The organism is Paraburkholderia sediminicola (assembly GCF_046026895.1).
Taxonomy (GTDB): Bacteria; Pseudomonadota; Gammaproteobacteria; order Burkholderiales; family Burkholderiaceae; genus Paraburkholderia; species Paraburkholderia sediminicola_C.
Genome location: NZ_JAQQEU010000015.1, coordinates 1 through 23475, shown reverse-complemented (window position 1 = coordinate 23475; position 23475 = coordinate 1). Strand labels below are relative to the sequence as shown.

General features: G+C 65.4%; 20 protein-coding genes. 7 read left to right on the top strand and 13 right to left on the bottom strand.

Going from position 1 to position 23475, the window contains the following annotated elements; translation table 11 throughout:
* Nucleotides 1–106 precede the first annotated feature (106 nt).
* Nucleotides 107–388, bottom strand: coding sequence for a VF_A0006 family four-cysteine protein (locus tag PQR02_RS13295; protein WP_408231196.1), 282 nt, complete (start codon nt 386–388; stop codon nt 107–109).
* Nucleotides 389–666: 278 nt separating this feature from the next.
* Nucleotides 667–1797: an alpha/beta fold hydrolase gene (locus PQR02_RS13290; RefSeq protein WP_408230947.1), complete on the bottom strand. Its 1131-nt coding sequence runs from the start codon at nt 1795–1797 to the stop codon at nt 667–669.
* Nucleotides 1798–2308: 511 nt separating this feature from the next.
* Between PQR02_RS13290 and glgC the strand changes: the two genes are divergently transcribed.
* From glgC to PQR02_RS13265, 5 genes are all read left to right on the top strand, one after another.
* Nucleotides 2309–3580: a glucose-1-phosphate adenylyltransferase gene (glgC, locus tag PQR02_RS13285; protein WP_408230944.1), complete on the top strand. Its 1272-nt coding sequence runs from the start codon at nt 2309–2311 to the stop codon at nt 3578–3580.
* A 197-nt stretch (nt 3581–3777) separates the two neighbouring features.
* The gene (gene glgA, locus PQR02_RS13280) at nt 3778–5238 is read left to right on the top strand and encodes a glycogen synthase GlgA (RefSeq protein WP_408230941.1); all 1461 of its coding nucleotides are present in this window, start codon (nt 3778–3780) and stop codon (nt 5236–5238) included.
* A gap of 244 nt (nt 5239–5482) precedes the next feature.
* Nucleotides 5483–6349, top strand: coding sequence for a pyridoxal kinase PdxY (gene pdxY, locus PQR02_RS13275; RefSeq protein WP_408230938.1), 867 nt, complete (start codon nt 5483–5485; stop codon nt 6347–6349).
* A 293-nt stretch (nt 6350–6642) separates the two neighbouring features.
* Nucleotides 6643–7104 carry a hypothetical protein gene (locus PQR02_RS13270; protein WP_149672765.1) on the top strand — a complete coding sequence of 154 codons (462 nt, stop codon included), beginning with the start codon at nt 6643–6645 and terminating at the stop codon, nt 7102–7104.
* Between the two features lie 482 nt (nt 7105–7586).
* Nucleotides 7587–8738 carry a branched-chain amino acid ABC transporter substrate-binding protein gene (locus PQR02_RS13265; RefSeq protein WP_408230934.1) on the top strand — a complete coding sequence of 384 codons (1152 nt, stop codon included), beginning with the start codon at nt 7587–7589 and terminating at the stop codon, nt 8736–8738.
* 48 nt (nt 8739–8786) lie between these two features.
* On the opposite strand, the gene PQR02_RS13260 is transcribed toward PQR02_RS13265, so the two are convergent.
* Together PQR02_RS13260 and PQR02_RS13255 are read right to left on the bottom strand one after the other, a co-directional pair.
* On the bottom strand, nt 8787–10691 hold the full coding sequence (locus tag PQR02_RS13260; RefSeq protein WP_408230931.1) for a DUF3857 domain-containing transglutaminase family protein: 1905 nt from the start codon (nt 10689–10691) through the stop codon (nt 8787–8789).
* Nucleotides 10688–11605: a helix-turn-helix transcriptional regulator gene (locus PQR02_RS13255; RefSeq protein ID WP_408230928.1), complete on the bottom strand. Its 918-nt coding sequence runs from the start codon at nt 11603–11605 to the stop codon at nt 10688–10690. Before PQR02_RS13255 ends, PQR02_RS13260 begins: the two co-directional genes overlap by 4 nt.
* 108 nt (nt 11606–11713) lie before the next feature.
* On the opposite strand from PQR02_RS13255, the gene PQR02_RS13250 reads away from it, so the two are divergent.
* A complete protein-coding gene (locus PQR02_RS13250) occupies nt 11714–12283 on the top strand; it encodes a hypothetical protein (protein ID WP_408230925.1) in 570 nt (189 codons plus the stop codon).
* A gap of 94 nt (nt 12284–12377) precedes the next feature.
* Here PQR02_RS13250 and PQR02_RS13245 read toward each other — a convergent pair whose 3' ends face one another.
* A complete protein-coding gene (locus PQR02_RS13245; protein WP_408230922.1) occupies nt 12378–13046 on the bottom strand; it encodes a hypothetical protein in 669 nt (222 codons plus the stop codon).
* A 321-nt stretch (nt 13047–13367) separates the two neighbouring features.
* Between PQR02_RS13245 and PQR02_RS13240 the strand changes: the two genes are divergently transcribed.
* The gene (locus PQR02_RS13240; protein WP_408230919.1) at nt 13368–13502 is read left to right on the top strand and encodes a hypothetical protein; all 135 of its coding nucleotides are present in this window, start codon (nt 13368–13370) and stop codon (nt 13500–13502) included.
* Nucleotides 13503–13847: 345 nt separating this feature from the next.
* On the opposite strand, the gene hutG is transcribed toward PQR02_RS13240, so the two are convergent.
* The 8 genes from hutG to PQR02_RS13200 all read right to left on the bottom strand — a co-directional run bounded on the left by hutG (nt 13848) and on the right by PQR02_RS13200 (nt 23340).
* Nucleotides 13848–14660: an N-formylglutamate deformylase gene (gene hutG / locus PQR02_RS13235; RefSeq protein ID WP_408230916.1), complete on the bottom strand. Its 813-nt coding sequence runs from the start codon at nt 14658–14660 to the stop codon at nt 13848–13850.
* A 52-nt stretch (nt 14661–14712) separates the two neighbouring features.
* Nucleotides 14713–16110, bottom strand: coding sequence for a formimidoylglutamate deiminase (locus PQR02_RS13230; protein WP_408230913.1), 1398 nt, complete (start codon nt 16108–16110; stop codon nt 14713–14715).
* Nucleotides 16111–16132: 22 nt separating this feature from the next.
* On the bottom strand, nt 16133–17368 hold the full coding sequence (hutI, locus tag PQR02_RS13225; protein ID WP_408230910.1) for an imidazolonepropionase: 1236 nt from the start codon (nt 17366–17368) through the stop codon (nt 16133–16135).
* A gap of 86 nt (nt 17369–17454) precedes the next feature.
* Nucleotides 17455–18066, bottom strand: coding sequence for a HutD/Ves family protein (locus tag PQR02_RS13220; RefSeq protein WP_408230907.1), 612 nt, complete (start codon nt 18064–18066; stop codon nt 17455–17457).
* Between the two features lie 20 nt (nt 18067–18086).
* Nucleotides 18087–19775: a urocanate hydratase gene (gene hutU / locus PQR02_RS13215; RefSeq protein WP_408230904.1), complete on the bottom strand. Its 1689-nt coding sequence runs from the start codon at nt 19773–19775 to the stop codon at nt 18087–18089.
* A 64-nt stretch (nt 19776–19839) separates the two neighbouring features.
* The gene (hutC, locus tag PQR02_RS13210) at nt 19840–20535 is read right to left on the bottom strand and encodes a histidine utilization transcriptional repressor HutC (RefSeq protein WP_408230901.1); all 696 of its coding nucleotides are present in this window, start codon (nt 20533–20535) and stop codon (nt 19840–19842) included.
* A gap of 24 nt (nt 20536–20559) precedes the next feature.
* Nucleotides 20560–22080, bottom strand: a complete 1521-nt coding sequence (gene hutH / locus PQR02_RS13205) for a histidine ammonia-lyase (protein WP_408230898.1) — start codon at nt 22078–22080, stop codon at nt 20560–20562.
* A 363-nt stretch (nt 22081–22443) separates the two neighbouring features.
* Nucleotides 22444–23340 carry a LysR substrate-binding domain-containing protein gene (locus PQR02_RS13200; protein ID WP_408230895.1) on the bottom strand — a complete coding sequence of 299 codons (897 nt, stop codon included), beginning with the start codon at nt 23338–23340 and terminating at the stop codon, nt 22444–22446.
* Nucleotides 23341–23475 lie beyond the last annotated feature (135 nt).

The following is a 23475-nucleotide window of genomic DNA, read 5'->3' as shown; positions in this document are numbered from 1 at the left end:
CCGTTCGTGCCGGGGTCAGGCCACGTCTCCACCGGGCCAGGTCAATGAACGATATCGAAATCGAATCTTGCGAATCTCAGGGCTGCAATCGTCAACGGCGTCTGTCCTACATCTGATTTTGACGTCGGCATGCATGCAGAATCTCGTTGACCGCAAATGGTCCTCTCACGGTCTGCACATTTTGCAGGACACATAGGTGATACGCTCTTTCGCGCGGCAAAAGCATTGCGCCATTTCTGTAAAGCGCCTCGCACGAGTTGCTAATCTCGCGAGCCGCAAAGCTGCGCTGACTGTTTCCCAACGAATGCAGGATGCAGTGATCGTAGTCTGGATTATCACTGCCGTACGCTAGCGCCGGGAGCGGCGTGGCGAGCGTGATCGCGCTCAGATATGCCGTGGCGAGATCATCGAGGTGCACGGCAGGCCAGTGGTTGCGACCATCGCCGACGATTCTCACACTGACGGTCTGGCGAACCCTGCCGGCAAGCATGCCGAAGATGCCGCCGCCGTAGCCGTGCACCATCGCCGGTCCGTTCATGGCCCGGCTACTGCCCGTCCGCAAGCGGCCTCCCCGGCAATCCGGGATGACCCGCAAAGTAGCTCCATGCAGTTTCGCCTGCGGCGAGCGACGCAGGAGCACGGTGGGACAGAAAGCCTTTTGAACGCTCAGCGGATCGTCGGCAGCGCCGCCAGCCCATCGAGCAACGCCTTATGAAACGCCTGCGGGTCCTGCATCTGCGGCGCATGTCCGAGCCCCGCGAACTCGACGAGCGTCGCATGCGGAATCGCCTTCGCGGCTGCCTTGCCCAGTTCCGGGTAATGACCGATCTTCGCGCGCACTGCGGGAGGCGCAGCGTCCTTGCCGATCGCGGTGGTGTCCTTCTGGCCGATCAGCAGCAGCGTGGGCATAGTCAACTGCCCGAGTTCATAAAAAACCGGCTGCGTGAAAATCATGTCGTACAGCAGCGCGGAATTCCACGCGACGATCTGTTTGCCCGGCCCCCGGTACATCCCCGCCAGCATCTGCACCCACGGTTCATAGTCGGCGCGCCACTGGCCCGCGTAATAGGTGGCTTGCTCGTAACGGCGGATGCCCTCAGCGCTCGTCTTCAACTCGCGTTCATACCACTCGTCCACCGATAGCGACGGCACACCCTTCGCCTTCCAGTCTTCGAGACCGATCGGGTTCACCAGCACCAGTTGCTGCGTCTCGTGCGGATACATCAGCGCGTAGCGGATCGCCAGCATGCCGCCGGTCGAATGGCCGATCATCGTCGCGTCGTTCACGCCCAGCGATGCAAGCAACGCATGGGTATTGCGCGCGAGCTGCTGAAAGCTGTACTGATAGTGCTCGGGCTTGCTCGATTTGCAAAAGCCGATCTGGTCCGGTGCGATCACGCGATAACCTGCGTCGCTCAGCCGATCAATGGTGGCGCCCCACGTCGCCGCGCAGAAGTTCTTGCCGTGCAGCAGTACCGCCGTGCGGCCATTCGGATGCGCCGGCTTCACGTCCATGTAGGCCATGTGCAGCGGCACGCCTTGCGACATGAATTCGAAGCGCTCGACCGGCGCGGGATAGTTGAAGCCTTGCAGCTCGGGCCCATACGCCGGGCCGCCGGCGGCGTCGCCGCGGGACGGCGCAGCGGCGCTGGCGGCGGCCGGGCTCGCGTCACTCGCTGCCGCCGTGGCAGCGGCGGCGTTCGCCAGCGTGGCGGCAGAAGCAGAAGAAACGGCGGGCGCAACGGCGCATACTGAAGCGGTCAATAGCGCAAGCAGGCAACAACGTCGAAGACTCATCGATATATTTTGCAAAAAGGACTTGGCAGGGAGCATGCGAAGTGCGGGCGCGCGCTGGCCGACGCGCCGGAACCCGCGGCCACGAGCGCACGATTCTACGACGCGGCGCGCCACCGCGCTGCCGCGCGCGCAGGCCGGGCGCCGCGGCGGCCAGCGTGGCATGCATATTGCCCCTCTCAGATCGCGCTCTATGTGTCGTGCCGCACGGATGTCCGCCCCGCAACAGTTGATCGTGCGCAGGATGAGCGCGGACAGCATCCGCGCAATTCACTCTCTCGCTCGCCGGCAATCGGTGCTAGAACTAGCTGACGGGCCCGCGAAGACGGAGCGCCTGGCAACACCAATCATCAGCGCAGAGCAAGTGACCAGATCATCCGGGGCATACACAAACCAGCAACTATCTTGCATGGGACCGGAGTAAGTGCTGAAGCACGGCACCGGAGCAGGCGCTAACGCGCCAACGCCGGTCGACACGCCAAAGCGCCCACCGCGGTCAACAAAGGAGGCAGACATGGACACTTCGGCACGGCTGAACGACGTGCAGCGCACCACCCTCGCCATCGTCCTCGCGGGCGGACGGGGCACGCGGCTCGGGCCGCTCACCAACAAGCGCGTCAAGCCGGCGGTGCACTTCGGCGGCAAATACCGGATCATCGACTTCGCGCTGTCCAACTGTCTGAACTCGGGCATCCGTCGCATCGCCGTGGTCACGCAGTACAAGGCGCATTCGCTGCTGCGCCACTTGCAGCGCGGCTGGGGCTTCCTGCGCGGCGAGTTCGGCGAGTTCGTCGACCTGTGGCCGGCGCAACAGCGGGTGGAGGGCGCGCACTGGTATCGCGGCACCGCCGACGCCGTGTTCCAGAATCTCGACATCATCCGCTCGATCCGGCCGAAATACGTGGTGGTGCTCGCGGGCGACCACATCTACAAGATGGACTACACGCGGATGATCGCCGATCACATGGATAGCGGCGCGGACTGCACGGTCGGCTGCATCGAGGTGCCGCGCATGGACGCGGTCGCGTTCGGCGTGATGGCGGTGGACGAACACCGCCGCGTAAGCGGCTTCGTCGAAAAGCCCGCCGACCCGCCGGCGATCCCCGGCCGCCCGGATACGGCGCTCGCCAGCATGGGCATCTACGTGTTCAGCGCCGACTATCTGTACACGCTGCTCGAAGAAAACATCTCCAGCATCGACACCGATCACGACTTCGGCAAGGACATCCTGCCGCGCGTGGTCACGCAAGGCACGGCGATCGCGCATCCGTTCGGCATGTCGTGCGTGTCGTCGAATCCGGACGTGGAGCCGTACTGGCGCGATGTCGGCACCATCGACGCGTACTGGGCCGCCAATCTCGACCTCGCGTCGACCATCCCTACCCTCGATCTGTACGACCGCAACTGGCCGATCTGGACGTATCAGGAACAGTTGCCGCCCGCCAAGTTCGTGCGCGATCTGAAGGGGCTGCAAGGCTCCGGCAACAACCTGATCGTGTGCGGCGGTTGCGTGATCTCGGGCTCGCAGATTTCGCGCTCGGTGCTTTCGTCGAACGTGAAGGTGAGTTCGTTCTGTAATATCAATGAGGCAGTCTTGTTGCCGCAAGTCACGGTCGGCGCGAGTTGCCGGCTGCAGAAGGTGGTGATCGACCGTGGCTGCGCGATACCCGACGGCACGGTGATCGGCGAAGATCCGGCCGCCGATGCCGAGCGCTTTTACCGCACGGACGACGGCGTCGTGCTGGTCACGCCCGAGGCGTTGCAGCAGAAGCAGACGATGACGTAAGGCCGGTGGGCAGTCGTGGCCCGCGCGCGGCGCGCGGGCGGGCCTCGCCGCGAATAGCATGAATCCGCCGGGTTGTTGACCTGTTCGACCATCAGGCATGCCTGCCCACGCATGCCCGAGCGGATCGAGCTTGCGCTAACCAGACGGACCACACGGACCAATCAGCGGAACCCACCCACAGGAACGAGAGCCGGCCTATGACGATTCGCGCCCTGCATGTCGCAAGCGAGCTGTATCCCCTCCTCAAAACGGGCGGTCTCGCCGACGTCGCGGGCGCGTTGCCGCCCGCGCTGATCGAGCGCGGCGCCGACGTGCGGGTGCTGCTGCCGGGCTTTCCGGCCGTGCTCGCCGGTCTTGCCGACCTGCGGCCGGTCGCGCAACTGGGGCGCCGTTTCGACACGCCGGGCGTGACGCTCGAACAGGGCACGCTGCCGTCGAATGGTCTGGTGGTCTACGTGATCCGCGCCGCCGCGCTGTACGACCGGCCTGGCAATCCGTATCTGAACGACGAGCACGTGCCCTACGGCGACAATGCGCAGCGCTTCGCGCTGCTCGGCTGGGTCGCCGCGCAACTGGCGCAGCAACTGGACCGCGCGTGGTCGCCACAGATCGTCCACGCGCACGACTGGCACGCGGGGCTTGCCCCCGCCTACCTGAAAGCGGCCGAACGCCAGCATGGCCGCATCTTCGCGCGCTCCGTGTTCACGGTGCACAACCTCGCGTATCAGGGTGTTTTTCCCGCGCATCAGTTCGGCCAGCTCGCGCTGCCGGACGATTTTTTCAGCGTCTACGGCATCGAGTTTTACGGGCAGCTGTCGTTTCTCAAGGCGGGGCTCTATTACAGCGACCGCATCACGACCGTCAGCCCCACGTATGCGCGCGAAATCCAGACGCTCGCCCAGGGCGGCGGACTCGACGGGCTGCTGCGCCAGCGCTCGCATGATCTGAGCGGCATCCTGAACGGCGTCGACTACACCGTCTGGAATCCCGCCGGCGACGCGCTGCTCGACACTCACTACAGCGCCACGCGCCTCGCCGGCAAAGCAGCGTGCAAGGAAGCACTGCAAAAGCGCTTCGGCCTCGCGCAGAAAAGCGACGTGCTGCTGTTCGGCGTGGTGAGCCGGCTGACCGAACAGAAAGGCCTCGATCTGCTGCTCGGCGCGGTGCCCGAGATCGTCAAGCACGGCGGCCAGCTGGTCGTGTTCGGCACCGGCGATCCGGCGCTGGAGAACGGCCTGAAGCGGGTCGCGCACGCGCATCCGGAGTCGGTTGCGGTGGAGCTGGGCTTCGATGAAACGCTCGCGCACACTATCGTCGCGGGCAGCGACGTGATTGCGGTGCCGTCGCGTTTCGAGCCGTGCGGGCTCACGCAACTGTATGCGCTCGCTTATGGATCGCTACCGCTCGTCCATTGCGTGGGCGGCCTCGCGGATACGGTCATGGACGCATCGCTCGAAAATCTCGCCGACGATCTCGCCACGGGCTTCGTCTTCGAACGGTTCGAACCGAAGGGGCTGGCCGCCGCGATTCGCCGCGCGTTCGCCCTCTACGGCCGGCGCACCGAGTGGAAAGCCACGCAACGGCGCGCGATGCGCCAGGATTTCGGCTGGGGGGCATCGGCGGAGCGCTATCTGGCGTTGTACCGCGAACTGGTCTGACTCGACTCGCTTCACCGACCTGCCTTGCGCCTTCTGTCTGATGGTTCGGCGCAACAAACGCAGGGACGGATCGACTCGCGCGCCGCAAACTCATGTATTGTTTCCTGACAATGCAAAGCGCGCATTTTTCTTGCACCATCTGAAAGCAGTTCTGCCGCGCGGCGACGGGCTCACCTCGGATCCTCGGCGCGGCGCACCTTCCCGCTTCTTTTGATCGCGCATCACCGGTTGCGCGGGCCATACCATGACGAAAAATGTTCTGAGCATCCAGTCACACGTCGTCTTCGGACACGCCGGCAACAGCGCGGCCGTGTTTCCGATGCGCCGGCTCGGCGTCAATGTCTGGCCGCTCAATACCGTGCAGTTCTCGAATCACACCCAATACGGCCATTGGAGCGGCAGCGCGATCGATGCGTCGCAGATGGAAGAACTGGTGGAAGGCATCGGCGCGATCGGCATGCTGCCGCGCTGCGACGCCGTGCTCTCCGGCTATCTGGGCACGCCCGAGCAGGCACAGTCGGTGGTGGAGATCGTGACGGCGGTGAAGGCCGCCAATCCGCGCGCGTGGTACTTCTGCGATCCGGCGATGGGCGCGGCGAGCGGCTGCAAGGTCGAGCCGGGCATCCAGGAGTTTCTCGTGCGCACCATGCCGAAAGTGGCCGACGCGATGGCGCCGAATCACTTCGAATTGCAGCGGTTGGTGGGCCGCGAGATCGAGACGCTCGAAGAAGCCGTGACGGCTTGCCGCGAAGTGATCGCGCGCGGGCCGAAGCTGATGCTGGTCAAACATCTGCTCGACCGCAACAGTCTCGCCGACCGCTTCAATATGCTGGTCGTCACCGAACGCGAGGCGTGGATGGGGCAACGCCCGCTCTATCCGTTCGCGCGGCAGCCGGTGGGGGTCGGCGATCTGACGAGTGCGGTGTTCGTCGCGCGCATTCTGCTGGGCGATTCGATTCACGCGGCTTTCGAGCACACGCTGGCCGCGGTGAATGCGGTGGTCAAGACGACGTGGCAGGCCGGACGTTATGAACTGGAACTGGTGGCCGCGCAGAACGAAATCGCGCAGCCGCGCGAGTGGTTCGATGCGTGGGTGGCGGAGACGGCTTAGGGGTGCGTTGCGCCGCCATTGACGGGCCGCTGACTGGTGTTCGGCGGCATTCACCGGCATTCCCTTCACTCAGCAAACTGCCAGCAACAAGCGGCAGCAAGCGGCAGCAAGCGGCAGCAACCGGCAGCAACCGGCACTCAATCGCTTTCGACACGCACGGCGTGCGCGTGGCCGGCTGCGGCCAGGCGGCCGTGTCGTCAGCCAGCCGTCCTATAATGCGTGCCGCGTGGACGAGGCACTCGCCCGTCCACCCGGCAATTTCTGGCATTCGGCATTCAGTAGACGAGGCATCGATGGACGGTTATATCCGCAGCGAGCGGGAAGAATTTTTCGAGCAGTTGTGCATCAGCGTCGACGCTGACGAAGCGCACGAACAGGAAGCGATCGAGTACTTCGAGAACCAGTTCGACCAGGCCGATTTCGATCCGGCGCAATGGCTCGACATTGCGCTGTACTACTCGCCGGCGGTCGCGCGCGGCATCGTCGAGATGGTGACGCCCGACGACCGCGCACGCAGCAACATCGCCGAGGTGATCGCCGACAACCTCGACATCTCGTACGGCGAGGACGAGTGCCAGCAGTTCGCCGAGACCATCGAATTCGCGCTGAACAACGGCGTGCCGGTGGACCTCGACCTGGTGCTCGACGGCTGCCAGCGCGCGATCGACGATCTCGATACCTGGGCCGACGAGGACACCAAAGCGCCGCTGCTGCGTCTGCGAGAAGAATTGTTGCGCCAGCAAGGCGAGCGTTGAAGACTGTGGCTTGACGCGTGGCTGTCAGGGGCTTCGTCGTCACGAAGCTGCCTGGCGCGAAGGCTTTCACCAAAGCCCAAGGCCACCGCGATTCCCGTGGTCAATCGTCGAAAACCCAAATGAACGACCGGCCCGGCGCAGCCGCGCCGGACGCTCTTAAGCATGTGCCGAAATCCGCAACCCACGCGGCGGCGCACCCGCCCCGCCAGCCAGCCCGCCGCCAGCCCGCCCTTCGGCCTGTGCCGAAATGCTCATCCAAAACGCCTCGAATTGCCAAGACGGCGGGAAATTGGCTTTCTATATTCGCGCCAGATTGACCGCACATAAACGCCGCGAGCGCCACTGAGCGTATTCCAGCATTGTTGAGGGCGATCAATCATTCGTAGTCTCTCGATGCGCGCGAGCCGATCCCTCGGTCCCCGTGTCGATCAGCGTTACTTTCTTGCCGCTTTCTCACTGAACTGTCGATGGAAGGAGAGACCATGAGTGTTCGCAACACGCTGAAACCGCTTGCCCTGTTCGTTGGCGCCATCTTTGCAATCACGCCGCTCGCCGGTTTCGCCGACGAGCTGCCGGTGAAGATCGGCTTCGCCGCGCCGTTGACCGGCGCCAATGCCGGCTATGGCAAAGACCTGGAGAACGGCGTCCGGCTCGCGATCGACGAGGCCAACGCGCAGAAGATCAAGATCGGCGACAAGGTGGCGCAATTCGAGCTCGTCTCACAGGACGACCAGGCCGACCCGCGCATCGGCGTACAGGCCGCGCAGAAGCTGGTCGACTCGGGCGTCGCGGTGGTGGTGGGCCACTTCAATTCGGGCACGACGATTCCCGCGTCGCAGGTGTATGAACAGGCCGGCATTCCGGTGATCGACCCGGCCGCCACCAATCCGATCATCACCGGCCGCGGCTTTGCGAACACCTTCATGGTGATCTCCACCGACGGCCAGAACGCCGGCAACGCGGGCGCGTATGCGGTCGACGTGACCAAGGCGAAGCGCATCGCGATCATCGACGACCGCACCGCGTTCGGCCAGGGCGAAGCCGACGAGTTCGAGAAGGCGGTCAAGGCGCACGGCGGCACCATCGTCGCGCGCGAATACACCGACAATCACGCGGTGGACTTCAGCACGCAGATCACCAAGATCAAGGGGACCAACGCGGACCTGGTGTTCTTCGGCGGACTGGACAACCAGGCGGCCGGTTTCGCGCGGCGCATGAAGCAGTTGGGCCTGAACGCGCAACTCGTGGGCGGCGGCGGCGTGATGGACCCGGACTTCATCAAGCTCGCAGGCGACGCGGCCGACGGCGTGATGGCCTGGGAGTACGGCCGGCCGCTCGCGCAGCTGGCGGGCGGCAAGGACTTCTCCGCGAAGTACAAGAAGCGCTACGGCGAGGACATCCTGTCGTATGCGCCGTTCGGCTATGACGGCGCGTGGGCCGCGATCAAGGCGATGCAGCAGGCCAAATCGAGTTCGCCGGCGACGTACCGGCCCGTGTTGAAGGCGATCGATTTCGACGGCGTGACCGGCAAGATCTCGTTCGATAACGCCGGCGCGTTGAAGAGCGGCGCGTCCACCTTGTATCAGGTGAAGAGCGGCGCCTGGGTGCCGATCGTCACGAAGAGCGGCACGTAAGGTCGAACCGCATGCGGCCCTGGTCTCGCTTCACGCCCAGGGCCGTCGCTATGGCTTCGTGTTCGCGACTTTGACCACCAGCTGCGCGTCGAGATCGCGCTCGATCCGCACGAGGTCGTCCTTGATGTCGGCGAAGTCGCTGGCGGAACACATCTGATGCCCGAACGCGGCGCGCAGGTGCCGGCTGACCTGCAACATCCGCGTCGCGGGATCGAACACGTAGCGCGAAGAGAACGTCAGAAAGCGGTCCTGCAGCGCCGTATCCGTGGGCAAATCGGTCATGCGGACAAAGCGCGGCAGGGTCATTTCCAGCGTCTCGTCGAATTCGCCGCCGATGCACGCCCACGGCTGGGTCCGCGCCGGCTCGGCGAGCCACGTCTGCACCTGCGAGTCCATGCCGCCGGACAGGCTCGACAGCACCGGCACCGCCGTCGTGCCGTCGCGCCACACGAAGTTCGCGACGCTTCCCTGGGTGGAGGTGGCGAAGGGTCCGCTCGTCGCGGACACGTCGTCGGTGCTCAATTGCGCGGTGCCGTGCAAGCCCGTCTGCAAGAGACGATTCGCCGCGATCTGCTGCGCGCGCTGCCGGGTCGCGCGCCGAAACGTATTGCGTTCCAGCTCGGCCGTGTAGCCGGCGTCCTCGACGCGGTAGGCGTAGTTCGCCGCGCCGCTTTCATCGATATCGATCTGCAGCCGCGCGGTGCGCTCGCGCGCTTGCGTGGCCGGCGTGCGCGACAACACGCCTTGGCCGACCAGCAGCACCGGCCGGTCCATCACGCCGGGCGACAGATAGCCGAAGGCCATGCCGCCCGCCGTCGTATCCGCGAACAGCGACAACTCAGGAATCCAGACAATCGCATGATTGATCGCGCTCGCGCCGTAACCGGGCACGTCCGGCCAGCTGTAGTACGGCCCGAGATTGAGCAGCACCGCCTCGCTGCGGATGCCGACCGCGGCCAGCAGCGCGCTGTACAGCGCGACGTGATCCTTGCAGTCGCCATAGCGGTTGTGCAGGATGTCGATCGCCTTGTGCGGGATCGCGGCCGTCTCGCCGAGAAACAGCGCAACGTAGCGGATGTTCAGACGCATCCAGTCGTATAGCGCCTGCGCCTTCGCGCGCGGATCGGCGGCGCCGGCGGTCAGGCTTTGGGCGAGCTGGACGATCGCGAGGTCGTCCATCGTCGGGTCGGCGGCGGCCCCGCGATAGCGCGCGGCGAAGCTCGCGAAGTCCGGCACCGTCGACACCATCAGCCGATCGCCCCAGTTCGCGTAGCCGACCGCGCCCGCTTCGAGCGGCGCATAGGGACCGTGCCGGTAGTCGAACTCGTAGCGCGTGCGCCCGTTGGCCGTCACCGGCGGCACGGCGACGTAGCCGCGCGCGTCGGCATAGAGCGGCACATCGGCGGGTAGGTCGAAGATCAGCCGTTGCTGCTCGACGGGCTCGCGCGTGGGCTCGACCAGATACGCGAAGGTGCCCGCCTGCAGCGGCTTCGCGCGGGTCTTGCGAAACGCCAGATGCACGCGCGAGCCGGGCGCCACGCCGGGGAAGATCACCGTGCGCAACACGCCGTCCTCGAAACTCGGCGCGCCGGCCGAGCGCGGCTCCTGCACGTCGCGGATCGCCTCGGGACCGACCGGATGGACGGCGCCGTTCGGGTCGATCGTTTCGGCGGCGAGCAGCTGCACCTGTTCGATGTCCTTGTTGAACCACACGTAGCGTTGCGCGATGTCGTCGACGCCGCTCGTGGTGTGGGCCCGCAACACCGTGTCGTCGTGCTCCTCGATCGAGCCGTCTTTCTGGATCGTGAACAGGTGGACGTCGCGCTCCATCGTCGAGGGCGCGCTGTCGTCGCTGGCGGTGGCCGACGCGTCGTCGTCGGCGAAGCTGAAGGCGGCGTGTGCGCCTAGCGTCAAAGCAGCGGCCAGTGCGACGAACGCCACCCTGCCCGTCATGAGCGCTGCGCCCTGCCCCGCGCACGCCACGCACGCGGGCTCGCGGCAAACTCCGCGCGAAACGCGTGATTGAAATTCGACAGATCGTTGAAGCCGCAGTCGAGCGCGATATCGACTATCTTCGCGCCGCCGTCCTGCAGGCGCAGCGCCGCAGCCCGCAAGCGGGCGCGCAACAGGTATTGATGCGGTGTCACGCCGGTCACGCGCTGGAACGTGCGCAGGAAGTAGAACTCGCTCAAGCCAGCGACGGCGGCGAGACTCGTCAGCGTATGCGGCGCGGCGGGCGTGTCGTCGATCAGGCGCACGACCTGCGCGACGCGCGACGTGGCCACAGCGCCGGCCGCGCCGCTCGCGGCCGCTGCAGCGCGCATCGGCGCGCCGGCCGCTCGCAGCGTCGCGGCAGCCAGCTCGACGGCCAGCTCATTCCACACGGTTGCGCTCGCGTCATCCGCTTGCGCGCCCGCACAGGCCCGCGCGATCAGCGGCGCCAACCTGCGCTGCGGCGGGATGCGCGCGCGCCTCAAATTCAACTGACCGCTCGCCAGGCCCGCATCCGCGGCAAGGCGCTCGAAGTAAGCCGGCGCGTAGTGAAACGCGATGCAGCGGTCGCCCGCCCCGTGCCGATGCCCACACTCGAAGCACTCGCCCGGGTTGCCGAGCAGCAGCGCGCCGGCCGTGAGCACTTCGCGGCCCGGCGCGGCGCGATAGTCGAACGAGCCGGCCACCACCATCGCGATGCATACGCCCGTGTGCCGTTCCTCGAAGGGCTGGTCGCGGGGGCCGAACGTGCAAAGCAAATCCGCGGCGTCCCAGCCCGCGCCTTGCGCGAGCGACCGCGCGCTTGTGGCGCCGCGCGCGCCGTCGCGGTCGCGCGAACCGAGCGCCTGCTGCAACGTGACGGCAATTTTCCCCAAGATGCACCTCAGCTGAGTCCGTATCGTGGTTTTAGCACATCGGCGGCGGGTGCGGTTCGGCCGATGCCGTCGATGTCGATCCGACTTAGAGCCCGTGGAGTATCGACGATGAACAGACTTGAAACCGACCTCACAGGCGGCTTCCTCGCTGCGTTGAGCGCGCCCGCGCGCGCCGCCGACATCGCCGCCGACGACGACCTGTACGGCTGGCTGATCGGCAGCTGGGACATGGACGTGGTGCATTACCGCGTCGATCTGCGGCATGCGCCGCGGCGCGGCGAGATTCATTTCGGCTGGGTGCTGGAAGGCCGCGCCGTGCAGGACGTATGGATCATGCCGCCGCGCGGCGGTTCCGCCGGCGGCGACGCTGCGGGCGACGCGGACCTCGCGATGTACGGCACCACGTTACGCATCTGGGACGCGGCGCTGCGGGTGTGGCGCGTCACCTACGTCAATCCGCTGACCGGCCAGCGCGATGAGCTGAGAGGCCGGCGCATCGGCAACGATCTGGTGCAGATCGGCACACATGCCGACGGCACGCCGATCCGCTGGAATTTCACCGATATCACGCGCGACTCGTTCTGCTGGACCGGTGTCGCGCTCGCGCCGGACGGCGTGACGTGGACGCTGGAAGCCGAGTTTCATGCGCGGCGCAGGGGCGCGTGCGCGGCGCGATGAGGGTGATCGGGCGGGCGGTCGGAGCGGTTGGCGAGGCTTTACGCCCGCGAAGCGGTTGAACCGCCCTGCGGCAAGCCGCCCCTCGCCGCCCGCGTCAGTCCTGTTCGCCGAGCTGCACCAGCAGCGCCTGCAGCCGCTCCACATGCCTGAGCAGCAAATGGCGATGTTTCTCGATCTGCTCCAGCCGGCCCGCGAGATCCGCCTGGATCGGATCGTCGAGATCGGCCGCGGCGATCACCTCCTCCACCTTCGCGCGCATCGACGACAATTCCACCGGCGCGTGACTCAGATGCCGCTCGAAGCGCCGCACTTCCTGGATCGCCAGCTCGCGGACCTGGCGAAAGTGCACCTGGCGCCGATGCGCCTCCACGTCGAGCGGCTCTTCCTCGACGCGTCTGGCAGGCCCCGACTGACCGAAGATCGGCTCGGGCGGGCGCAGCACTGTCTTCTTGCGTACCGGATGCGCGGTGCCGCGAAAGCGCGCGAGCGGCTGTTCGTTGTCGATCGCCTCGCGCGCGTTGGGCGGAATGTCGTGCTCGGAGTGCGGCACGTTCATCCAGCCCCCGGGCAAACCCGTGACCGCTTCGATCCCGCGCACGAATTCCTCGCTGAATTCTCGCTGACCGGACAGCATCAGTTTCAGGTAACTCGCGGAGAAGGTCATCATGCGCGCGAGACGGGTCGCCGCGCCGACCTCGCGGGTCAGCAGCACCAGGTTCGCTCGCCAGACCGGGAGCAGCAGCAATTCGTCGGAATCTTCCATCGCTGGGTCTTCCATCTTTTGCCCGATGACGTGATGGCGCGCTTGCGCACGTCATCGTTTTGAAAGGGTAGCCGCTTCGCATCATTGCGCGCAATCCCGGCGTGCCGGTTGGCGTAGCCGCGCGCTGATGTGTCGAAAATACACGCTTGCACGCGCTCGCGCCCCTCTGCCGGCGCTCGCGACGTGCCGTATGTTGCATTGACACACGGATCCGTGCAGTGTTCCTACGCTCGATCCGCGCAATGTGGCATCCTTCTATGCCGATGCGGCACGCCCCGTGCTGGATCGGTAGCTCCACAACATTGACTTAAGGGTTTTGTAATGAAGAAAATCGTTCTCGCCGTTGCCGCAGCCGTCGTTACCCTGAGCGCGATCGCTCCCGCACAAGCTTATGAGCATCATCAGGAATGCCACAAGGTGCGTGTGCATCATCACTGGGAAAAGCGCTGCCATTAATGGTGGTGATGCCGTGCCCCATGGGCGCGGCACGCATCGCAAGCCCCGCACATGCGGGGCTTTTTTTGCGGCACGCGGAGTTTGATGCAACATGGCGCACGCAGACACGTGCGACGCCCACTACGTTCCGCGCGAAATCGGCGACACACAATCACGGACACATGCTGTTACACCTTCGCGGTGTAAGCCGACGCGATTCACTCATGGGCTTGCGGACAAGCCCATGAGTGAACCGCGTGGTGAAGCGAAGAATTCAACGACAGCGACGGTGGTGCTTCCTAGGCCTGTTATAGGGCGTTCAGGTGGCGTGCGCTTTAAGCAACCCGAACGGCCAGCGGCGCGCAGTCAGGCCGCCTTCACGCGCTCCAACGCCGTCGTCACGAGCGCTTCGAGCAAAGGCTCGACCTTCGCGGCCAGCGTTTCGTCATACGCATACGGCAGTTGCTCTTCCATATACGTGATCTGCGACAACTCGAGTTGCACTGCATGCACGCCTTGCACGGGCTGCCCGTACTGCCGCGTGATGTAGCCGCCCTTGAAGCGGCCATTGGCGACCGCCGTATAGCCGCCATGCCGCTCCACCAGCGCGGCCAGTTCCTCGGCCACACCCGCCACCGCGCTCGCGCCATTCGACGTACCGAAGTTGAAATCCGGCAGACGTCCGTCGAAGAAACGCGGCACTTGCGAGCGGATCGAATGCGCTTCCCACAGCAGCACCTTGCCGTGCTTCGACTTGAGCGCCGCGAGTTCGCCGCTCAGCGCGTCGTGATACGGCTGCCAGTATGCGTCGCGGCGGCGCGCGATTTCGGCGTCGTCCGGCAGATGGCCGACGAGGTACAAGGGTTCCTTGTCGAACGTGTCGACCGGCAACAGACCGGTCGTGTCCTGCCCCGGGTAAAGGTTGGCACCATCGGGCGGACGGTTCAGGTCGATCACGTAGCGCGCATAGGATGGCGCGAGAATCGAGGCGCCCATCCGTTTGGCGAACCCGTAGAGACGGTCCAGATGCCAGTCGCAATCGTCGGTGCGTTGTGCGACCGGGGTCATCGTCGCGGCGATGTCGGCGGGGATCTGCGTGCCCAGATGCGGGATCGAGATCAGCAACGGCAGGCTTCCCTGATGCAGCGAGAAAACCGGCGGAGTATTCAGTGCAGTCATGTCAGTCCCGAATCGAAGGGATCGAAGGATCGGTTCAGCAAGCCACGTGGGCTCATTTGAGCAGTTCCGCGAGCGCCGTACGATAGCGCGCGTAAGCGCCCTCTTCATCGCGATGCCGGCGGTTGTCGACGACCTTGTCGCCGCCCGCGTAGACATCGCGAATCGGCGTGTCGCCATGCTCGCAGAATACAACGCCCGACAGCCACGCCTCGTGCGCGTGCTCGGCGATGCTCGGATGATCGGCGTCGAGCACAAGCCAGTCCGCGCGGCGCCCGGCCTGCAATGCGCCGACCGCGCGGCCGGTGGCGTGCGCGCCACCGTCGAGCGCGGCGTCGAACAGACGGTCCGCGACATGCGTGGATTGGGCAGCCGCCAGCACGTTGCGCTGCCGGCGGGTCAGACGCTGGCCGTATTCGAGCAGCCGCAATTCGGCGCGCCAGTCGACGCCGATATGGCTATCCGAGCCCACACCGATGCGCCCTTGCGCATCGAGATATTCCTGTGCCGGGAAGATACCGTCACCGAGATTGGCTTCGGTGGTCAGGCACAAGCCGGCCACCGCGCCGCTCTTCGCAAGCGCCAGCGTTTCGTTCGCATCGACATGCGTGGCGTGCACGAGGCACCAGCGGCTGTCCACATCGAAGCGATCCAGCAGCCATTGCACCGGCCGCGCGCCTTCGGTTTCGACGCACGCGTCGACTTCGGCGGTCTGTTCGGCGATATGGATATGCACGGGCGCATCGGCGTCGATGCCGCCCAGCAGCGCGCGCAACGACTCCGCCGAGACCGCGCGCAGCGAATGCGGCGCGACGCCGTAACGCAGCGCGGCGCTCTCGGGACGCGCCGCGCGCAGCGTGCCGAGTAGATCGAGCAGGCTCTCCGGCGTATTGATGAAGCGCCGCTGATCGTCGCGCGGCGCGCGCGAACCGAAGCCGCTGTACTGATACAGAACCGGGAGCATCGTCATGCCGATCCCGCTCGCCGACGCCGCATCGACCACGCGTTGCGCAAGCTCCGCCGAATTCGCGTACCGGCCGCCGTCCTGCGCGTGATGCACGTAGTGGAATTCGCACACCGACGTATAGCCCGCCTTGAGCATTTCGATGTACAGCCATTGCGCGACGCTAGCGAGGCCTTCGGGCGTGATGCGCGCGGCGAAGCGATACATCAGGTCGCGCCAGCTCCAGAAGTTGTCGGCGGCGCCTGTGCCGCTGACGGCGCGATACTCGGTGAGGCCGGCCATCGCGCGCTGGAATGCATGCGAATGAAGGTTCGGCATGCCAGGCAATACGGGACCGGCCGCTTGACGCACGCCCGCAGGCGCGGCCGGCGTGTCCGGCGTGACCGCCGTGAGCGTGCCGTGCGCGTTCCACTCCAGCAGCACGTTGCGGCGCCAGCCATCCGGCAGGTACGCATGTTCGGCGAACAGCGATTGATTCGATTGTGTCATCGCTTAAGTCGTCTCTCAGGTCTTAGCGCGGGTCTTGGTTCAGTTCACGGCGCGTATAAACAGTCTCGCCCGCACGCACGACTCGTGCGCACAGCGGACGCCCAATCCAGTAAGCCAACTCGGCCAGCGAATCGACCGACCACACCGCGAAATCCGCCGCACGCCCGAGCTGGAGTGAGCCGTGCGTGTCCGCTTTGCCGAGTGCGCGCGCCGCGTGCGTCGTCACGCCTTGCAGCACCTCGGGCACGGTCATACGGAACAGTGTGCTCGCCATGTTCAGCATCAGCAGCAACGACGTGGCGGGCGACGTGCCGGGATTGCTGTCGGTCGAAATCGCGATCGGCACTTCGTAGCGCCGCAGCAAGTCGAGCGGCGGCAATTGCGTCTCGCGAATGAAGTAGTACGCGCCCGGCAGCAGCACGGCCACTGTGCCCGCCTCTTTCATCGCGGCGACGCCGGCTTCGTCGAGGAATTCGAGGTGATCGGCGGACAACGCGCGATGACGCGCGGCGAGCGCCGTGCCGCCGACGTTCGATAACTGCTCGGCGTGCATCTTCACCGGCAGCGCGTAGCGTTGTGCCGCGTCGAAAACACGCTCGCTTTGCTCCAGCGAAAAACCAATGCGCTCGCAGAATACGTCGACCCCGTCGACCAGGCCTTCAGCGGTGAGCGCGGGCAGCATCGTGCTGCAGACTTCGTCGATATATGCATCCGCGCGGCCCGCGAATTCCGGCGGCAACGCGTGCGCGCCGAGAAACGTCGTGTAGACCGTCACCGGATAGCGTTCGCCCAGCTGCCGGGCGACGCGCAGCATCTTGCGCTCACTGTCGAGATCGAGGCCATAGCCGGATTTGATTTCGATCGCCGTCACGCCTTCGGCCAGCAGCGGTTCGAGCCGCGCGGCCGCTTGCCGGAACAGCGTGGCTTCGTCCGCGGCGCGCGTGGCGCGCACCGTCGAGACGATCCCGCCGCCCTGCCGCGCGATCTCTTCATAACTGACGCCGGCCAGACGCTGCGCGAATTCGTCCGCGCGCTGCCCGCCGTACACCAGATGCGTATGGCAATCGACAAGGCCCGGCGTCACCCATGCGCCGTGCAGATCTTCACGTGGCCATGCAGCGTAGTGGGCGGGTAATTCGGCAGCTGCGCCGAGCCATGCGATGCGGCCGTCTTCGACGGCGATCGCGGCATCGGCGAGCGTGTGTTGAGGGTCGCCCTGCGGGCAGAGCTTCAGGTGATGCCAGACGGTTTGCTTCATCGCGTGCTCGTTGCAGCTCGTTGCGTTGTCTGTAGTGGTTCGCGTGCGCGTGCCGTGCAGCGGCTGGGCGCTCACGCGAAGCGTCGTCATCTTTGCGTATAGCGGATGCTGATCGCGAGCACTGCGCCCGCGCCTTCGAGCGTGCATGGCAGCGCGTTCGACATGTCGATGCGCAGCGTGTCGCCAGCGTCGAGCGACAGCGGTTCGAGGTCGCCAGGTGCGACCGTGACCGAACCGCTCGCGCAGAACAACAGCGCCACGTCGGCCGACAAGGTACGCTGCGTGCTTTGCTGCCATTGGCCATGCCACACGTCGACTTCGCCCTGCGCCGCGTCACGCCGCACCATCAGGTTGAAGTCGCGCGTCGCGCCGTCGGTCAGCCGCGCGTCGATGTGCGCCTCGCCGTCGAAGCGCGCGGTGTCGAGTACTTGCGTCAACGAGTGCGATTTCACCGCTTTGAGGACGTCCATTTCGTCAAGCACCATCCCCGCGCCGGACAACAGCACCAGCGTGCGATCGATGCCCGCAAAGCGCGAAAACGGCCCGGCTTGCGCGACATCGGCGATGCTCACGCGCCACACGAAATCGTTGAGCCCCGCGTTCGGCGGAAACGCCGCCACTTCCCGCGTGACGCCGCCGCCATTCTTCCACGGCGCCGCCAAGAGGTCGGCGCCGCGAATCAGCGTGAGCGTTGCCATGTTGCCGGCACCCGACACGATCAGCGGCCCAGCATCGGCAGATTGAGACCCGCCTCGCGCGCGGTTTGCTGCGCGAGTTCATAGCCGGCGTCCGCATGACGCATTACGCCGGTGGCCGGATCATTGAACAGCACGCGGCCCAGGCGCTGGTGCGCCGCGTCGCTGCCGTCCGCGACGATCACGACACCCGAGTGCTGGCTGAAGCCCATGCCGACGCCGCCGCCATGATGCAGCGACACCCACGACGCCCCACCCGCGGTGTTCAGCAGCGCGTTCAGCAGCGGCCAGTCGCTGACTGCGTCCGAGCCGTCCTTCATCGATTCGGTTTCGCGATTCGGGCTTGCCACCGAACCGGTGTCGAGGTGATCGCGGCCGATCACGATCGGCGCCTTCAGCTCGCCGTTCTTCACCATCTCGTTGAACGCCTGGCCCAGACGATAGCGATCCTTCACGCCGACCCAGCAGATCCGCGCGGGCAGGCCCTGGAAGGCAATGCGTTCGCGCGCCATGTCGAGCCAGTTGTGCAGATGCGGATCGTCGGGGATCAGTTCCTTGACCTTCGCATCGGTCTTGTAGATGTCCTCGGGGTCGCCCGACAGCGCGACCCAGCGGAACGGGCCCTTGCCTTCGCAGAAGAGCGGCCGGATATACGCCGGCACGAAGCCCGGAAAATCGAACGCGTTTTCTACGCCCATTTCCAGCGCCATCTGACGGATGTTGTTGCCGTAGTCGAGTGTGGCCGCGCCGCGTTCCTGCAGCGTCAGCATCGCTTGCACCTGCCTGGCCATCGACTGCTTGGCCGGCGTGACGATGCTGTCCGGCGCCGTCTTCTGACGCTCGCGCCAGTCTGCCACGCTCCAGCCTTGCGGCAGGTAGCCGTGAATCGGGTCGTGCGCGCTGGTCTGGTCGGTCACGCAATCCGGCGTGATGCCGCGCGCCACGCATTCGGCGAACACGTCGGCGGCATTGCCCAGCAGACCGATCGACACCGGCTTGCCGGTCTGCTTCGCGGCGTCGAGCATCGCGAGCGCTTCGTCGAGCGTCTTCGCTTTTTTATCGACATAGCGCGTCTTCAGGCGGAAGTCGATGCGCGTCTCGTCGCACTCGACGGCGATCATCGAGAAGCCGGCCATCGTCGCCGCGAGCGGCTGCGCGCCGCCCATCCCGCCGAGACCGCCGGTCAGAATCCAGCGGCCCTTCGGATCGCCGTTGAAATGCTGGTTCGCCACCGAGAAGAACGTCTCGTAGGTGCCCTGCACGATGCCCTGGCTGCCGATGTAGATCCAGCTGCCCGCGGTCATCTGCCCGTACATCATCAGGCCCTTGCGATCGAGTTCGTGGAAGTGTTCCCACGTCGCCCAATGCGGCACCAGGTTCGAATTGGCCAGCAGCACGCGCGGCGCGTCCGCATGCGTGCGAAACACGCCGACCGGCTTGCCCGATTGAATCAGCAGCGTCTCGTCTTCGTTCAGATCCTTCAGCGAAGCGAGAATCTGATCGAAGCAGTCCCAGTTGCGCGCCGCGCGGCCAATGCCGCCGTACACGACGAGCGCGTGCGGATGCTCGGCCACTTCGGGGTCCAGATTATTCTGGATCATCCGGTACGCGGCTTCCGCGATCCACGTCTTGCAGGTCTTTTCCGCACCGCGCGGTGCGCGGATCGTGCGGGTGGGGTCGAGTCGCGGGTCGATGTGTTTCGGGTTGTTCATGGTGGCCCTCGGAAGGCGTGGAGAGGTTCAGGAAAGATTCAGCAAAAGATTCGGCAAAGCGTCATCAGAAATGGCCGGTGAAGCGGTAGCGACTGCCGGGATGCCACAGATTGGCGATCGACGCGACCTGGCTTTGCGACCACGTGCGCCGATGCAGCACGAGACAAGGCTCGAGTTCGTCCATCGTCAACAGTTCGCGCGTGCCGGCGTCCGCCGCCAGCGCTTCGATCCGGTACTCCACACGCTGCAATGGCGCGACGCGCACGAGATACTGGTTCGGCGTGGTGTTCGTGAAGTCCTGCAACGCGTAGTCGGGCGCGACTGCGGGATTGACCCAGCGCTCTTCGAGTTGCACCGGCTCGTCGTTTTCGAAATGCAGCACGCGTGAATGAAACACCGGACTGCCCGCGCTCACCCGCATCTCTTCGGCGAGCGCCTCGTCGGCGATGCTCGCGCCGATGTGCAGTACCTTCGCCTGATAGCGATGACCGCGCGCGACGATTTCATCTGAGATGCTGCGGATCGCCACCAGCGTCGACTCGTACTTGGGACGCGCGACGAACGTGCCCGAACCCTGCACGCGCGTGAGCACCTGCTCCGAGGTCAACTCGCGCAGCGCGCGGTTGACCGTCATGCGCGCGACGTTGAACTCGCGTGCCAGTTCGTTTTCGGAGGGCACCTGATCGCCTTCAGCCCATTCGCCCGCATGAATGCGTGCGAGGATGAAGTCCTTGATGCCCTGATAAGCCGGTGCGTTCATTGGCGAGATCCGCGTACTCGACATTTACTGTTCGGACACGAACGAGAACGGGCTCAGCTTCGCGATCGTGCCGTCCTGCACGAGCTTCGTGACCGCCGCGATGTCCGGCGCAAAGTAATGATCGAGCTCGTAATGCGCGACGTCCTTGCGCACCGCGTCCATCACCTTCTGCAGGCTCGGGCTGGTCTTGTGCGGCGCGCGCAGGTCGACGCCTTGCGCGGCGGCGAGCAGTTCGATCGACAGGATGTTCGCGGTGTTCTCCGCGATGTCGCCGAGCTTGCGCGCGGCGAACGTGGCCATCGACACGTGATCTTCCTGGTTCGCCGAAGTGGGCAGCGAATCGACCGAGGCCGGATGCGCGAGCGTCTTGTTTTCCGACGCAAGCGCAGCGGCCGTCACGTGGGCGATCATGAAGCCGGAATTGACGCCGCCATCGCGGACGAGGAACGGCGGCAGGCCCGACAGCGTCGCGTCGATCAGGAGCGCGATGCGGCGCTCGGCCAGCGCGCCGATTTCGGCGGCGGCCAGCGCGAGGTTGTCGGCGGCGAACGCGACCGGCTCGGCGTGGAAGTTGCCGCCCGACAGCACTTCGCCGGTGTCCGGGAAAATCAGCGGATTGTCGGAGACAGCGTTGGCTTCGAGCAGCAGCACGTCGGCCGCGTGGCGCATCTGGTCCAGACACGCGCCCATCACTTGCGGCTGGCAGCGCAAACTGTACGGGTCCTGCACCTTGTCGCAATCGGCGTGCGACACGTTGATACCCGAGCCTTGCAGCAGCGAGCGATAAGACGCCGCCGCGTCGATCTGACCTTGATGGCCGCGCAGTTCGTGAATGCGCGCGTCGAAGGGCTTGACCGAACCCATTGCCGCATCCACCGACAACGCGCCGGCCACCAGCGCGGTGCGGTACAGGTCTTCGATCGCGAACATGTTGTAGAGCGCGAGCGCGGTCGATGCCTGGGTGCCGTTGAGCAACGCGAGGCCCTCCTTCGCTTGCAGCGTGAGCGGCTTGAGGCCGACGAGCGCGAGACCTTCGGTGGCGGGCATGCGCTCGCCCTTCGCGAACACTTCGCCGACGCCGAGCAGCGCCGCCGACATATGCGCGAGCGGCGCGAGGTCGCCCGATGCGCCGACCGAACCCTTGACCGGAATCACCGGCAGCACGTCGGCGTTGTACAGCGTGATCAGCGCTTCCATCACTTCGCGGCGGATGCCCGAGTGGCCGCGGCCGAGGCTCGACAGTTTCAGCGCGATCAGCAGACGCACGACCGGACGCGACATCGGCTCGCCCACGCCGACCGCGTGCGAGAGCACGAGATTGCGTTGCAGCAGTTCGAGCTGATCGTGCGGGATGTGCGTGCTGGCGAGCCGCCCGAAGCCGGTGTTGATGCCGTAGGCCGGCTCGCCCTTCGCAGCGATGTCGGCGACGGCTTGCGCGCAGGCGTCGATGGCGGCGTGGCTGGCGGGATCGAGTTGCAGCGGGACATGCTGGCGTGCGATCTGGCGCAGTTGCGGGAGAGTCAGGTGGCCGGGTGTCAGTTTCATGGTGTCGTTGTCCTGTCTATACAATTTCAAGAAGTCTAGCTGGGCGGTCTTGTATATACAACTTGTTTTTCGAGCTTCGGGGCTAGGGATTTTCCATTAGATGAAGGCCCGCCAGGCTTGTTCGTCTCGTGAATCCCGGTTTGGGCTGCAGTTGAAACGAAGAGGCTTGCCGCGTCCTGCCCATTAAGTTGTATATACACGTTAATAACGCGCGGAGTCATGCGATCAAAAACATTCCGCATGCTCGCCGAAACATGCGACCCACAGGTTGCGAGCTGCTGCGGCGAAAAAAAGCCCGTGCCTGTACGGGCAGCGGGCCTATGTCGTGAGCAGAAAAAGGAAAACGCGAGACGAAACGCCCCGCTAAAGCTTGACGCGCGCCGCGATGAAATCCAGAAAGCACTGCACGCGCCCCGCCAGCGACGCACTCTGGTAATACACCGCGCTCACCGGCTGGCGCTCGTCGATCAAGACGTTGCCGAGAATCGGCACGAGGCGCTCGTCGCGTATGTCGGCGGCAGTCATGAAGTCCGCGAGACAGGCGATGCCCCAGCCCGACAGCGCCAGTTGCCGCAGCGTCTCGCCGCTCGATGCGGTGATCGCCGGCTCGATCTTCAGCGACGCGGCGTTGTCCTTGCGTCCTTCGCGCAGCGGCCAGCGGTTCAGATACTCCGGCGCCGTGAAGCCGATCAGCCGATGCGCGCGCAATGCGTCCACCGTTTTCGGCTCGCCATATTCGGCCAGATACGCCGGGCTCGCGAGCACCCGCAGCTTGCTGCTGCCCAGCGCGCGCGCATGCAAGGTCGAGTCCTGCAACGCGCCGATCCGGATCGCAATGTCCACCTTCTGTTCGAGCAGATCGACGATCCGTTCGTTGCTGGTCAGTTCAAGACGAATCTCCGGATACAGCGCCGAAAACGCGGTCATGTGCGGCGCCACGCAGTGGAGCATGAATGGCGACGCCGCATCGACCCGCAAGCGCCCCGACGGCCGCTCGCGTCCGCGCGCGACGGATTCCTCGGCCTCTTCCATCGCGTCGAGAATCGCCCGCGCGCGCTGCAGGAACGCCTCGCCTTCTTCGGTCAGGTGCAGGCGGCGGGTCGTGCGCCGCACCAGCGCGGTGTCGAGTTTCTTTTCCAGGCGCGTGAGCGCGCGGCTCACGCCGGACACGGTCTGTCCCAGCTTTTCGGCCGCCGCCGTGATCGAGCCGCTGTCGATCACGGTGACGAACACCAGCAGTTCATCGGTGGACGTTTTCATTGTTGACTTCAAATCAAGATTGATTTGAGACTAACACGCTTTTTGCGAGAATGAAGACGGTGGATATTGCAAGCCTGTGTCGACCGGAGTGAATGCTTCAGCACTCACTCTGGTTCCATCAAAAGATGGTTGCTA

Bases quoted from the DNA above. Each gene is read 5' to 3' on its own strand.
- PQR02_RS13290 (WP_408230947.1), bottom strand. From the start codon at position 1,797: ATGAGTCTTCGACGTTGTTGCCTGCTTGCGCTATTGACCGCTTCAGTA.
- glgC (WP_408230944.1), top strand. From the start codon at position 2,309: ATGGACACTTCGGCACGGCTGAACGACGTGCAGCGCACCACCCTCGCC.
- glgA (WP_408230941.1), top strand. From the start codon at position 3,778: ATGACGATTCGCGCCCTGCATGTCGCAAGCGAGCTGTATCCCCTCCTC.
- pdxY (WP_408230938.1), top strand. From the start codon at position 5,483: ATGACGAAAAATGTTCTGAGCATCCAGTCACACGTCGTCTTCGGACAC.
- PQR02_RS13270 (WP_149672765.1), top strand. From the start codon at position 6,643: ATGGACGGTTATATCCGCAGCGAGCGGGAAGAATTTTTCGAGCAGTTG.
- PQR02_RS13265 (WP_408230934.1), top strand. From the start codon at position 7,587: ATGAGTGTTCGCAACACGCTGAAACCGCTTGCCCTGTTCGTTGGCGCC.
- PQR02_RS13260 (WP_408230931.1), bottom strand. From the start codon at position 10,691: ATGACGGGCAGGGTGGCGTTCGTCGCACTGGCCGCTGCTTTGACGCTA.
- PQR02_RS13250 (WP_408230925.1), top strand. From the start codon at position 11,714: ATGAACAGACTTGAAACCGACCTCACAGGCGGCTTCCTCGCTGCGTTG.
- PQR02_RS13245 (WP_408230922.1), bottom strand. From the start codon at position 13,046: ATGGAAGATTCCGACGAATTGCTGCTGCTCCCGGTCTGGCGAGCGAAC.
- PQR02_RS13240 (WP_408230919.1), top strand. From the start codon at position 13,368: ATGAAGAAAATCGTTCTCGCCGTTGCCGCAGCCGTCGTTACCCTGAGC.
- hutG (WP_408230916.1), bottom strand. From the start codon at position 14,660: ATGACTGCACTGAATACTCCGCCGGTTTTCTCGCTGCATCAGGGAAGC.
- PQR02_RS13230 (WP_408230913.1), bottom strand. From the start codon at position 16,110: ATGACACAATCGAATCAATCGCTGTTCGCCGAACATGCGTACCTGCCG.
- hutI (WP_408230910.1), bottom strand. From the start codon at position 17,368: ATGAAGCAAACCGTCTGGCATCACCTGAAGCTCTGCCCGCAGGGCGAC.
- PQR02_RS13220 (WP_408230907.1), bottom strand. From the start codon at position 18,066: ATGGCAACGCTCACGCTGATTCGCGGCGCCGACCTCTTGGCGGCGCCG.
- hutU (WP_408230904.1), bottom strand. From the start codon at position 19,775: ATGAACAACCCGAAACACATCGACCCGCGACTCGACCCCACCCGCACG.
- hutC (WP_408230901.1), bottom strand. From the start codon at position 20,535: ATGAACGCACCGGCTTATCAGGGCATCAAGGACTTCATCCTCGCACGC.
- hutH (WP_408230898.1), bottom strand. From the start codon at position 22,080: ATGAAACTGACACCCGGCCACCTGACTCTCCCGCAACTGCGCCAGATC.
- PQR02_RS13200 (WP_408230895.1), bottom strand. From the start codon at position 23,340: ATGAAAACGTCCACCGATGAACTGCTGGTGTTCGTCACCGTGATCGAC.